This window comes from Bdellovibrio bacteriovorus (genome assembly GCF_025558485.1).
In the GTDB taxonomy this organism is placed as follows: Bacteria; Bdellovibrionota; Bdellovibrionia; order Bdellovibrionales; family Bdellovibrionaceae; genus Bdellovibrio; species Bdellovibrio bacteriovorus_G.
Genome location: NZ_CP102930.1, coordinates 399,366 through 411,783, shown reverse-complemented (window position 1 = coordinate 411,783; position 12,418 = coordinate 399,366). Strand labels below are relative to the sequence as shown.

The 12,418-nt window shown below is 49.2% G+C and carries 9 protein-coding genes; 7 read left to right on the top strand and 2 right to left on the bottom strand.

What is annotated here, in order from left to right; translation table 11 throughout:
- The first annotated feature begins 170 nt into the window (after nucleotides 1-170).
- The 7 genes from EZJ49_RS02155 to EZJ49_RS02125 all read left to right on the top strand — a co-directional run bounded on the left by EZJ49_RS02155 (nucleotide 171) and on the right by EZJ49_RS02125 (nucleotide 6,720).
- Nucleotides 171-674 carry a Dps family protein gene (locus EZJ49_RS02155; RefSeq protein ID WP_262553914.1) on the top strand — a complete coding sequence of 168 codons (504 nt, stop codon included), beginning with the start codon at nucleotides 171-173 and terminating at the stop codon, nucleotides 672-674.
- Between the two features lie 306 nt (nucleotides 675-980).
- Complete coding sequence (locus EZJ49_RS02150) at nucleotides 981-1,415, top strand: helix-turn-helix domain-containing protein (RefSeq protein WP_262553912.1); 435 nt, start codon at nucleotides 981-983, stop codon at nucleotides 1,413-1,415.
- Between the two features lie 68 nt (nucleotides 1,416-1,483).
- Entirely contained in the window at nucleotides 1,484-2,752 is a 1,269-nt protein-coding gene (locus EZJ49_RS02145; RefSeq protein WP_262553910.1) for a S41 family peptidase, read from the top strand.
- 183 nt (nucleotides 2,753-2,935) lie between these two features.
- Nucleotides 2,936-3,553 carry a hypothetical protein gene (locus EZJ49_RS02140; protein ID WP_262553908.1) on the top strand — a complete coding sequence of 206 codons (618 nt, stop codon included), beginning with the start codon at nucleotides 2,936-2,938 and terminating at the stop codon, nucleotides 3,551-3,553.
- A 39-nt stretch (nucleotides 3,554-3,592) separates the two neighbouring features.
- Nucleotides 3,593-4,810 (top strand): RDD family protein, encoded by a 1,218-nt coding sequence (locus EZJ49_RS02135; protein ID WP_262553907.1) that lies wholly within the window; start codon nucleotides 3,593-3,595, stop codon nucleotides 4,808-4,810.
- A complete protein-coding gene (locus EZJ49_RS02130) occupies nucleotides 4,807-5,745 on the top strand; it encodes a rhomboid family intramembrane serine protease (RefSeq protein ID WP_262553905.1) in 939 nt (312 codons plus the stop codon). Before EZJ49_RS02135 ends, EZJ49_RS02130 begins: the two co-directional genes overlap by 4 nt.
- A 99-nt stretch (nucleotides 5,746-5,844) precedes the next feature.
- On the top strand, nucleotides 5,845-6,720 hold the full coding sequence (locus EZJ49_RS02125; protein WP_262553903.1) for an endonuclease I family protein: 876 nt from the start codon (nucleotides 5,845-5,847) through the stop codon (nucleotides 6,718-6,720).
- A 296-nt stretch (nucleotides 6,721-7,016) separates the two neighbouring features.
- On the opposite strand, the gene EZJ49_RS02120 is transcribed toward EZJ49_RS02125, so the two are convergent.
- On the bottom strand, nucleotides 7,017-11,747 hold the full coding sequence (locus tag EZJ49_RS02120; protein WP_262553901.1) for an RCC1 domain-containing protein: 4,731 nt from the start codon (nucleotides 11,745-11,747) through the stop codon (nucleotides 7,017-7,019).
- A 38-nt stretch (nucleotides 11,748-11,785) separates the two neighbouring features.
- Complete coding sequence (locus EZJ49_RS02115; RefSeq protein WP_262553900.1) at nucleotides 11,786-12,418, bottom strand: MFS transporter; 633 nt, start codon at nucleotides 12,416-12,418, stop codon at nucleotides 11,786-11,788.

The window sequence follows — 12,418 nt, the reverse complement described above, 5'->3', positions numbered from 1 at the left end:
CCCCGCCCTAAAAAAGCGGGGTTTTGTTTTTTCTCCACCCCCAAAAGGTACCTGCTTACTTTTGCAGAAGCGCTGCAGCTTACGCACAGCTTCTGCAAAAGTAAGCAGGTACCTTTTTGTTTGTTTTGGTTTAGAGTTTAGGCCGTAGCTTTTACAGAAAGGTTCCGACTATGAAAAAGAACAACAAGTCCGAAAAGCACGCCAAACCATCCATCAACATTGGTATCCAGGAAAAAGACCGCCAGAAAATTGCTGATGGTTTGTCCCGTTTGTTGGCTGACTCTTACACTCTTTATCTTAAAACCCACAACTTCCACTGGAATGTCACGGGTCCTCAGTTCCAGACGTTGCACGTGATGTTTGAAGCTCAATACACCGAGCTGGCATTGGCGGTGGACCTGATCGCAGAGCGCATCCGTTCATTGGGTGTGGCGGCACCAGGCACTTACAAAGAATTCGCAAAACTGACCAGCATCGAAGAACCTAACGGTGTGCCGGCAGCAACTGACATGATCAAACAACTGGTTGAAGGCCAGGAAGCTGTTGTGCGCACGGCGCGCTCGATCTTCCCATTAGTTGATAAAGTTGGTGACGAAGTCAGTGCCGATCTGCTGACACAAAGAATGCAGCTTCACGAAAAAACCGCGTGGATGCTTCGCAGTTTGCTGGAGTAGTTCGTAGATATAAATGACTTTCTTTAAAAGGCTCTGCTGACCGGCAGGGCCTTTTTTGTTTCTCCCAGAGGCGAGTTCGCCGATCCTGCATCCTTCTTTGGTCGTTAAAAGCGTCGGTTTTTTGGGCAGAAAATCCGGAAAAGCCGTCAAGAGACATTTTGAAGACCTACAAAAGTCCAGTGTTTTAGCCCGTTTAAAGTGTCTCAAAAAATATTTGCAACTGGCCCTAAATTCTCAGCGTGATACGCCGATAGGTACAAAGTGAGTCAAATAAGCTTTGATAATGTTTCAAAAGGGGAGGACTAAATGTCACGTACAGTTATGATCGTGGTGAGCGATAACCAGGAAACCATCGAGAACACAAAGAAGTACTGGGAGAATCACGATGTGACAGTTCAAGCATATTCATCTGCACAGTTCAGAGAAGGGCTTGATAATGCATTTTTCAGACAACAACTAGTGGCGGGTGTTCCGGCTTTGGCTTCTGGCACAAGCCCGATCAATTCTGACGTGGGTGGCGGTAACGTTATTCAGTTCCCAACACCGACGGCAACAGCAACAAGCGTGCAAAAAATGGAAGAGCTTGAAGCTCAGGCCATCGAAAACGCGATTGTTCAATACAAAGGCAACCTGACTGAAGCTGCGAAAGCTTTGGGCATTGGTCGCGCAACTTTGTATCGCAAAGTAAAGCAATACCACATTGATCCTTCTGCGGCTCGCAAGAAGAAAGTGGCTGCTTAGTCTCCTTTTGAATTGAAAAACAAAGACCGGGTGATAAAACACTCGGTCTTTGCTTTTACAGGACTAAGATGACCCGTATTTTTTTCGCTATCCTACTGGCACTTGGCTGTGCCTACGCTGCTTATCATTTCACTCTGCAAAAGGGTTTCGTAAACCCGTATCCGGCATTCTGCGATCTGGTGTCGCAAAAAATATTTCTGGATGATGCCAAAATTAAAAACTGGAAAAAGACCTGCCATCGTCGCAGTCGTCTGGTGACTCCGTATTCACCAAAAAAAATAATCATCAAAGACATGAACAATGTGCTGGCACTTTTAAAGGTGTCACATCTGGAAGTTTATGATTCCAAAGAGGTCGCCAGCATCTGGCGTGGGGAAAGTCTGGAAACCGGCATTGAAAGCCAGTTTGTTGACGGCGAGCTGGTGATTTTCAAAGTGCATCCGAATTCTCCGGCCGAGGATCTGGGGTTGCGCCGCGGGGATATTATTCAGACTATCAACGCCGAACAGCCCAACCCCTGGGAAGCACAGACAGGCGGGGATATTATTCAGACTATCAACGCCGAACAGCCCAACCCCTGGGAAGCACAGACAGAACAGGGTTCGTATCTGATTCTTCGCAAAGACAAAGAGTTTTCCGTGAAAATAAAGCCCCGGGCGATTATTCGGTCCGAGGAAATAACTTTGGAAGCCAAGGAGCCGGGACAGGCGGTTTTGAAAGTGCCGTCCTTCCGTGCGGCCTTCTTCGTGGATGAAGAAATGCAAAAGCTTGAAGCCGGGCTGCTTTCATTGAAACGTGTGGTGGTGGATCTGCGCGGAAATGCCGGAGGCAATTTTGTCGCGGGCTTAAGATTTCTGTCGCTGTTTATATGCAAGCCCGAACTGGTGGGCACCCTGGAACGACCGCGTGTCGCAGTAAAAAGTGCGGCAGAGCTTCCCAATGACCTGGACGATCAGGCTCAGTTGGCAGTTCTGGACACGCACAGCGAAGTGCTTTTAAAAACTTACGCGCAGAAAAACTGCTACAGCGGTGAAGTGCGGGTGTTAGTGGATGGGAAAAGTTCTTCTGTGGCGGAAATGGTGGCGCAGGCGCTGAAAGAATTTAAAAAGGCTCCGCTGTTGGGAAGCCCCAGTCGCGGGCAGTTGCTGGTCGGAGTTTGGTATCCACTGGATGAAGTGGCACAAGGGGTGCAAATTTCCATCCCCGAGGCGGTTTACCTAAGTCATAAGAAGTACCGTATTGAAGGACAGGGTGTGGAATTGGACCGGGTTCTTTATTATCACCTTCCTGAAATGCAGGCAGGGATTGATTCCTGGGAGAAAAAGGCCCTCGACTAGACCCCCGGAATTTGGATTTTTATGTGTCAGGATGAGATGATCAGAATGATACGTCTAACATCTTTTGTACGTCTGTTCAGGCCTTGTTCAGCTAGAATGAATAAGTGCGGTTTTTAAACGGCATACCCTTCGCAATGAAAGTCATCAGGACTCGAACTGTCGTGACTTCTGAGGGGTGAAATAATGAGGAACGCAAACGTGATCGAATTTCCAAAAGCACAATCTGTAAGAAAAAGATTGCAGGACAAGGCCCAGGAACAAAAAGCTGTTCTGGTTCTTTCCATTGCCTCTGTTTTGATTATGACAGTTTTCCTGAATCAGTGGCTGGTGCGTGGTCCGGATCAAGGGGCGGCGGCTGCGGGAAATCGTGGTGTTGCCAGCTTTGAACCCTCTAGCTTTGCCAAAGATGTTAAATGGGAACATGATCTTGCCAAACGCATGGCTCGTGAAAAATCCACGGTGGCGGCAAGTCTTGCGGAAGCTCCGACATTGCGTGATGAGCTGGTGTTTGGTTTCCTTGAAGGCAAATACGGCATGAAAACCGTGGAAGGCCGTATTGAAAGTCTGGAATTCATCGACGCTCAGGCGGGTGAACAGCCGATGCAGATTACGGATAAAGCCGAGTTCCTGAAAAAATACTCTGACGCCTTTGGTGTGCAGTTCGCAGAAGTCAGTCTGGCTCAGAACTCCACAGGAGAGCAGGTCTATAGTCTGATTGATTCCTCAAAGGAAATCGTTGGCAAGGCTCAGTTCGTCACGGACGATCAAGGGCGTGTGCAGGCGATCAATTTCGCGCACTAATCTCTTTAGTGTTTCCTGTTTCAAGCCGATACGATCCTTATGGTATTTCCAGATCTATCGGCTCCTGAAGTGAAGCCCCATTATCCAAAATCCAGTTCGGTGCCTGTCGCTTTCGTGGCGGACAGATTTATTGCGCTGATTCTGGATTTTTTAATTTTCTCTCCGATCATCAGTTTGCTGATTGCGGGATTGGTTCGTCAGACCAAAACCTTCTTCCTGCTGGATATTCAGTCCGCAGAAGGGGTGGTGGCAGCCGGCCTGGTCTGCGCCTGCATCATCATGCTGGTCATTTTCCTGCAATCGGTGTTTCTGTATTTCTGGCAGGCAACACCGGGGCAGATATTCATGCAATTGCGTGTGATCTCTTATCCGATCTATCAGCCGCGCCTGACGTATGCTCAGTGTTTGATTCGTTCCATGTGCTGGAGTTTCGGCGTCCTGCTGCTGGCGATTCCTTTTTTGGAAATTTTAAGCCATCCGTTCCGTCGTGCGTTCCCGGATCGTGCCGCCGACACCTTGGTGATCACGCTGAAAAAACAGCATGATGACGGCCCGATGCCGATTGAATCACGATTTATTTCGTCATGGATGCGTATGAGCTTTTTGTTTCTGGCTCTGTTTGGTGTGCTGGGCTTCATGAAAGCTTATCACGGCCTGTACACCGGAGCTTATAAATCCACGACTGGTAAAATCGCCGTGAGTGTGTGCCGGGAAATCAAAGGCACAGATGGTCTGGATGGAAATGCCCGCTTGGATACAGCGTTGTCGCTGTTCCTTTTAAATGAAATTTCCGGGGAATGTTTAGAGAAAGAGGCGGAGGTGGCCTTGTGGGGGGACCCGGTGAGTTCTCAACCTCTGGCTTATCTTGCAAAATATCTATTAGCAGATGGCAAGGTTCAAGAGGAGTATTTTGCCAAGGTCTGCGAGGACTCCTCGTCCACGACATGTGCGCTGGCCCGCTATATGGCGGAAGGCGGGGGCAGCGAGGATCTGGAGATGGCGGATTCCGGTCTGCTGGTGACTCAGTTCCTGAAGTCCGAGGATATGTTTGCGGCTCAGGATTATGTGGGAAGTTTGAAGACCATTTCAAAGATGCAGAAGAATCCGGTGTTGAAAACCGCTTTGGAAAAACGCTATGTGCGCTCGGTGTGGGCTTTGCGTGATTCGGAGTTTACGCCAAATAAAGGCCGTATGCCCGCCAGTGCAGATCCGGATACCTGGATTGATGACTTTAAAGAACGCTACGAGGTTCCATGATCATCCCATGTCCTGAGGATTTTAAAGACTATTCCCGGTACCCGCTGACGATCACGCTGGCGGTGTTGAATGTCTTTATTTTTATTCTGATCTTCAGTGGCGCAGGCTCCAACCTGACCTCTTCGCCGGTATTGCAGAAAGACGGTTTGGTTTTGACGGGGCGACTTTATTATCAGTATTTGCAAACACTGCCAGCGGAAGACCTTTACACCAAACCTGAATGGGTTTTGCAGATGGGGTCCTTGAACACTGAACACATGGGTCTTCTGGGGGCCTATGCTTTGCGTGATTCCCGTTTTCTGGAAAAAGGTGATGTCCTGAACTATCGCGGAGACCAGGTGCAAGTGGCTTCGTGGCGCAAAGACATTTCGGAGTTCCGCAAGAAGTATCAGGAGCAGTTGTTGTACCGCTTCGGTCTGAGTTCAGGAACCAAAGGACCGCTGTCGTGGTTCACTTATCAGTTTTCACATTCCAACTGGATGCATCTGCTTTCCAATTTAAGCTTTTTAGTGTTGATCGGTGCTGCCGTTGAAGTGATGGCAGGCAGTCAGATGTTGTTGATTGTGTATTTGCTGGGAGGCTGTGCCGGAGGCTTGGGCTTTTTGCTTTCCGATCTGCACGGGACGGTTCCGATGGTGGGGGCCAGTGCTTCCATTAGTGCCTTGCTGGCCTTTTACTGTATGGCTGAAATGCGAGCGCGAGTTCGTTTTTTATATTTCGCATCCCCCATGCCCGGACATTATGGCGCGATTTTTTTGCCAACCCTGTTGATTATTCCATTGTTCCTAGTTGTCGATGTGGCGAATCTTTGGGCGACCCCTGAGGGGATTGGCGGGGGCGTGGCCTACGCCGCCCATATCGGCGGCAGCGTGCTTGGAGCGATCTTCGGCTTGGCTTATCGCGGGCGATCTGTTCAACCCGCATCTCAAAACTGATAATGTAAATTCTATATACCCGTTGACAGGATCGTTACCATTGGGACATGTTACTGCCCAGAGGCTGTAGATCACCCCCAAACCGAATGGTGGACCTGAATGAAGCAAATGTTGCTCATTAAGTCAGTGATTGTTTTCACATTGTTATCTTTTGTTGGTGTTGCGAATGCGGCGCCGTCTTCTCAACTGGTCCCATATTATGGGGAAGAGTTCTATCGCGATCTTCAAGCGGGAACCACCGGAGAGACTCTTCAAACCAGAATTAAAACTGTTCTGCGCAGCTATCACCTGCTGGTGAAAGGTTCTTACGATCAGATCGTAAAAGCCTGCCCGCAAGGGCAAGGTCGTTGCTACTCTCACACGGCTATTGGATACAAAGCTGCAAGAGTTTTCCTGATGGGGAAATACTACCTTGTTAAAGAAGGCAATCAGTACGCGGTTCGTGATGTTTACTGCAATACAGAACGCGGTCCTGAGGACTTCAAAAGCTCCCAGCCATCGCCGGGTAAAATTCCGAACAACACCGTGATCAATGTTGAGCACACATGGCCTCAAAGTAAATTCACCCGTCGGTTCCCGGATGAAGTGCAGAAGTCCGATTTGCACCACTTGTTCCCGACGGACTCTCAGATCAATGCCATCCGCGGTAACCATCCGTTTGGTGAAGTGGCCAAGGATCTGATGGATCTGAAATGCCCGGATTCTCGTTTCGGTCTTGGAACATCCGGTTCTGATGAGGTTTTTGAACCACCACAAAACCATCAGGGGAATGTGGCTCGGGCTTTGTTCTATTTCTCTCTTCGTTATGATCTTCCTATTGATCCACAACAGGAACAGGTTCTGCGCCGCTGGAACCGTGAAGACCCTGTTGATGAAGATGAGATGAAACGTAATATCGAGATCTATAAAGTTCAGGGCAATAGAAATCCGTTTGTGGATTTTCCAGAACTCGCTGACCGCTTGAGCGATTTTTAAAAAAATAAATAAAAGTTGATAAACTTGAAAAGCCAGCTCAATGCTGGCTTTTTTTGTTTTTGGAGTGGCTTTGGAGATTTTTGCTTAAGTTCTTTGCAGAATGGGGTGGATTTTTAGGGGCTTGGGCATAATTCTTAAAAAATCTGTAATAAGACTCTTGCAATCGTGTTTTTGTTATGCTGCAATCAATTTTACGGGAGGGGTGATACCAAGGAAGGTCTCGGGGAGCATGATGTTCTCACCTCTATTTTAATTAAATTAAGAAAGGCCACTGGAAACAGTGGCCTTTTTCTTTTTTAGAACCGGGCCTCGCGCACTTGATGCAGGTGATGATAAACATCCAGTGGACCATCCTGCTCACGGCAGTAAAGCTTGTCATCGGTGCTCAGTGCACAGAACAAGGCGCCGCTAGGGGCAGCCTTAACTGATTTAAATGTTGCTCCAGCCGGTGTGATCACACGGGGGGCAGCTTTAAACAAGCCATCATCCCAGATATGCACGTCTCCGCCAGTGGTGATCGCCACGATATCGCGTGAACTGATGGTAAAGTCTTTGTAGGAGGCTCCGCCATTCAGAGCGAAAGGAACCAGGCTGTTATGAGTCGTGATTCCACCCCAGCAATCCAGCGTTGTGCCTCTTAAGGCACAAGTGATGATGTCGTTCATTGCCAGTTTTGAATAGCTGTTACCACCCTGGACAGCACTGCCAGTGGAGGCCGTCGTGCTGTTGTTACCGAGTTTACCGTTAGTGTTGTCACCCCAGCAGCGGATTTGCCCGGAGGTTTCCAGAAGTCCGCACAGACGGTTGCCAGAAATCTTGAAGTCCGTGTAGCGATTGGTTGGGTCCACAGAGGTGGGCGTTGAAGAATTTCCCGTGCCTCTTTTAATCAGCCCCAGACCCCAGCAATAGATTTCATTGCCCTGGCTAAGGGCACACATTGAATCAGTGCCATAGCTTCCCATGATGGGCTTGAACAGGACTGAAGGCAGAATTTTCGTCGGCTGTGCTGTCAAAGTGTTTGGACAGGTCATAGCCCCCGAAGTTCCGTAACCCCAGCTTTTCAAATGGCCATCTGAACCTACAGCGGCGGCACAGTAAGTGTTTCCAGTCATACCTTGGATGGCTATACCGCCGGTCAAAGTATAATCGAGTTTTCCGTCACTGTTGGTTCCATCAGCCAGATGTCCGAAGTAGTTGCTGCGGGCACAGTACGACGCCGTTGGCGTTGAAAGACATGACATGATATCTGTGTTTTCCGGAACTTTACCGCCGGTGAAATTTACGAAGGGCTGAACTATGCGAGGAGTTTTTCTTGAGGTTGCACTGGCTGAATAGCCGCTGCAAACGGCGGTGCCATCGTTACGAATGGCACAAACGCTTCCCGGAGTAACTCCATATTCAGCGTATTGACCGACAGCATCCATCAGTGCCAGCGAGCTCAGAGTGCCTTTGACGGTTGTGCGATAGTTGGTGTCATCCCCAAAGCAATAAGCCAGATCATCATCAGCAATCCCGCAGATGGTGCCCTCGTTAACTTGGATGCTTTTCCAAACCAGATTTGCGTTCAGCAAGGTCGGTGTTGCATACAGCTTTTTCGTTTGGATGGCCGTGTAACCGCCAGCGATCTCTTTACCCCAGCACTTTAATTTGAAGTTTTCAGTGATCGCACAGGCCTTGGTGTTGCTGCCGCTGATTTGCAGATATTTCGTAGAGCCATCAATAATAGCCGGAGAAGTCGAAGCCGTGTTGGTGCCATCGCCCACCTGATAGTAGTCATTGCGTCCCCAGCAGCGCAGCTGTTGGGTTGTCAGGGTAATACCGCAAACATAGGTATATGACGTGACGTCACTATATTTGGTTCCGCTATCAACCGGTGTCAGAACACTATAAGTGGTGGTCGCGTTGTTAGCGATGGTTTTGTAAGTGTTCTCTCCGTAACAATAGAGATCATCGGATAGGGAAATCGCACAAGTGGTGCCATGTGAAGGAGAGACCTTTTTAAATTTCACAACGCCGTCATCAGCATACGCAGTGGTTTTGCTGCCGTCGGTAGCCCAGCAGCGAACCCGGTCATCCGAAGTGATGCCGCAGCCAATATATTGTTTCAGAGCGATGGATTTGTATTTAACGCCCGGATCATAATTGGTGGACGTGAAGTTGCCGTAGGATGCGCAGTAAAGATCATCCTGGTCACTCAGGGCGCAGAAGTGAATACGATTTCCGACAAGTTGTTTGAAGCGCATTGTCGGTTGAGGCTCAACAATTCCGGTCGGAGATCCTGATGGCAGACCCCAGCAGCGCAGGCGGCCATCTTCCGTCAGTGCGCAGGTTGGTGACGGATTGTTGTCACTGCCATGCACGAAACCGATAAGTTTTTGCGAGCTGCGCACGGGATCACGAATCATATAGTGTTTGGTGTGATTTTCCCCGACAAAATAATCAGGTTGATTTGTATGAGTCAGATATACAGCCACAGTGCTGTCCTTGGTCGCCAGATTATTAGTCAGGCTGTCGAAGGTCACCTGAGCACTAAATTGGCCTGCGGGAACTTCAATATAGCCCGGGTAAAGATTGTGATCGACCATGTAAATGGCATCACCAGAGGTCTGGAAATAAACACGGACCGGGGAACTTGAAGGCGCACTTAAAGTCACACTGACGGCAACGCCGGTTTGTCCTTCGGTCACGACCTGGCTGGGAGTGCTTAGAGAAGCGTAGTTGATAACTGATTTTTGCCAACTGTAAGTCGTGGCTTGGGAATAGTCCTGCCACAGCCCATTCAGACCACTTTTTCCCACCACACAAATGGTGATGAAGTCATTGGTGCTGAAAGAGGCTTGGTCCACAGAGAATCCTGAATCAATGCTTTTCTCTGTGGAATATCCCGAGGCCGAAGAGCACGAAATGCCTTTTCCGGATTTATATTTATAGTTGGAAACCCCGATGCCTCCGACGCTTAAGGAAACTGCCGGCATCGAACTTTTCCCTGAAGGGGCCCCGGCCACGGTGGCCACCGGAGGAGCGGTGCTTAAGGTGGCTTGGAAAGAGAAGCTATCCTGAATAGAACTTTGGAAAGTCAGATTCCCGGCAATATTGACGGTGTCGCCGTCATTGCCCGTGACAGTTTGCAGGGAGTTCCATTCGCCATCGGTACATGTGGTGGTGGCCACATTGGGCGAAGTGATATTGATCGTGGCTCCGTTTGGAGAACATGTTCCGGACAAGGTGAAAGAAGTACCGACGTAACCACCGGCAATCGGGTAGGTCGGAGTGGCGTGCCGATGAATGGTGTATGTATCAGAGATCGAGTCCTCCACCACGCCCGCAATGACCAGTTCGGCGGTGACATTGATAACGGTGTTGTTTGCGATGCTTGCAATGGAAACGGGATGGCTCCATTGATTGTTAATGGTGCAGGTGGTTTCACCGGTAAAGGTGCCGGAAATCTTGACTGTGGCACCGGGCTGGGTGCAAATCCCTGCCAGATTTAGGGTGGCTCCCATATCTGCGGTGGTGATGAACAGGCCAACTCCCGGTGCCGCATATTGAATCGAGGCACTGACACATTCGGATTCGTTGCCGAAGCTGTCGCGGAAGCGGGCACGAAGATTGATTGTGGAGGCGCTGGTCGCTGCCGTGAATTGCACGGAAGGCGCGATGGATTGCCAGAAACCACCTGCTGTGCACGAAGTGTCTTCAGTCAGATAGTATTCTTTCATGTAGTCAGGAACATCAAAAGCCACACGCAGATGTCTTGAGCTGGTCATGGTGGCATTTTCGTTGATGACCATTTCCTGACGGAAGGCATCTTTTGGCATCCAGTAAAAGATAAAGCCAGGACCGGCATTTTGTGCATCCGAACTGAAATTGATGGTAAATGAACCAGGTTCTGTACTGGTAAATGGCTGCAGGCCCACGGGGATCACGGTTCCAGAGGCGGAATAAAGAGTCTGACCATTTTGGCGAACCGACACAATGTCTTTATCCTGCTCTGTTACTACAGCCGCTGCGGGAGTGACGTCCATGGCGACGGATGAGTTCACAGTGAAGGAACAGTTTTCATTGTTATTGTAACCGGGATTTTGCTGATATTTACTGCTGGCCACAATCCCGAAAACAGCATTGGAAGATCCGGCAGTACAGACATTGTGAATGGTTGCGACGTCAACGACAGGAATGCGGTCGGTGAAACACTGACTGATCAGACCTGTGGCTGTGCGGAATTTAGCGGATACAGGATAAGATGCCGGAGTGGTGGAAGGCAGTGTCCACGCGTGATCACCTGTCGTGCGATTTTGCCAGTTGGTGGCGCCGCTACAATCTTCATTGTTGAATAGGGTGTATTGACTGAATATCTGCGGGATATAGAAACGCAGGGTGACGTTCTGATCCACGGCCAGTTTCATTTGCAGTGGGTTGATCCAGATACCCATGGCACCGGAATACACTTCCACTTTTTTTACTGCTGACAAATTGCCTGCGGCATCTTTGGCTTGCAGGAACAAATAACTTTTCCCATCCGGGAAAGTCACAGTGCTCTTTATGTTGGTGTAGGGCTCTGCCGCAAAGGTGAACAGATCATTGTTTGCCACAAAGGACCGGAAGGTGCACTTGTCATTCAGATTCTGGCAGTCCCAGCTGATATAACCTTTATCATTGAGAATAATGTCCGGCATGCTCAACAGCTGCGGAGGAGTGGTATCTTTGTTTAAAATAACGTTTTCAGTTTTAACTTTTTTCGTGGCATCGGCCAGTTCGACCTGCTCTACCACCAGAGATGTTTCACCGTCTGGCAGATCCTGAACATCAAGAGAGTATTGCCAGATCCCTGATGTGGGACAGTCCATTTTGCTGCGTTCAACAGAATCCACGGCGAAGGTGATCGGCCCTTCGTCTTTGTCGCACTGGCCTTCCAAGGTCAGTGTTGTGCTGTTCAAATCAACATAATTGTCTTCAAGATTTGTGATCAGCTTGAAATTTTCTTTAGTCAGAGCCTCGATGACAGAGTCTAAAGTACAGCCTGACATCAGCAGGGCTGACAGTAGTACCGGGGCGTAAGAAGACGCTATTCTGCGGATAGACTTAATAAACGTACCGTGGTGGAGGCCATCAGGTCTTTGTAGGTCCCTTTGAACATCGGCTGAGACTGCGGCAGAACAAACTGGCTGACCACGGAAAGAATCAGGCTGACAGAACCGGCAAAAATGAAAACCGTCTTCCAACCAAAATATTGTGCGATAAAGCCCGCCAAAGTGCGCGCCATCAGGGAGCCGATCAGGATTCCGGATAGTACAATGCCCACGACTTTGCCGCGCTCTTCAGGCTTGGCAAGGTTTGCGGCAAACGGGATCAAAACAGATTGAGAAACATTGAAAAAACCCATCACACAACTGACTGCGCAGAAAACACCCAAGGTGGGACTGAAAGGCAGAGCGATGGCCAAAAGACCTGCCATGGTCATGCTTCCTTGAATTAACTTACGGCGTTCGATCATGTCTCCGAGTGGAACCAAAAGCAAAATACCCAGTGCATAACCGATCAGGGTGAATGCGGGTATCAAAGAAACCTTGGATTCCGTTACGCCGAATTCACGCGCCAAAATGCCCAGCAACGGCTGGTTGTAGTACATATTGCCCACAACCAGAATGCAGGTCAGGGTCATAAAGAAAACTTGTGAACGCGAAAGGCCTTTTCCCAT

Coding starts and splice junctions, on each gene's coding strand:
- EZJ49_RS02155 (WP_262553914.1), top strand. CDS start 171: ATGAAAAAGAACAACAAGTCCGAAAAGCACGCCAAACCATCCATCAAC.
- EZJ49_RS02150 (WP_262553912.1), top strand. CDS start 981: ATGTCACGTACAGTTATGATCGTGGTGAGCGATAACCAGGAAACCATC.
- EZJ49_RS02145 (WP_262553910.1), top strand. CDS start 1,484: ATGACCCGTATTTTTTTCGCTATCCTACTGGCACTTGGCTGTGCCTAC.
- EZJ49_RS02140 (WP_262553908.1), top strand. CDS start 2,936: ATGAGGAACGCAAACGTGATCGAATTTCCAAAAGCACAATCTGTAAGA.
- EZJ49_RS02135 (WP_262553907.1), top strand. CDS start 3,593: ATGGTATTTCCAGATCTATCGGCTCCTGAAGTGAAGCCCCATTATCCA.
- EZJ49_RS02130 (WP_262553905.1), top strand. CDS start 4,807: ATGATCATCCCATGTCCTGAGGATTTTAAAGACTATTCCCGGTACCCG.
- EZJ49_RS02125 (WP_262553903.1), top strand. CDS start 5,845: ATGAAGCAAATGTTGCTCATTAAGTCAGTGATTGTTTTCACATTGTTA.
- EZJ49_RS02120 (WP_262553901.1), bottom strand. CDS start 11,747: ATGTCAGGCTGTACTTTAGACTCTGTCATCGAGGCTCTGACTAAAGAA.
- EZJ49_RS02115 (WP_262553900.1), bottom strand. CDS start 12,418: ATGGGAAAAGGCCTTTCGCGTTCACAAGTTTTCTTTATGACCCTGACC.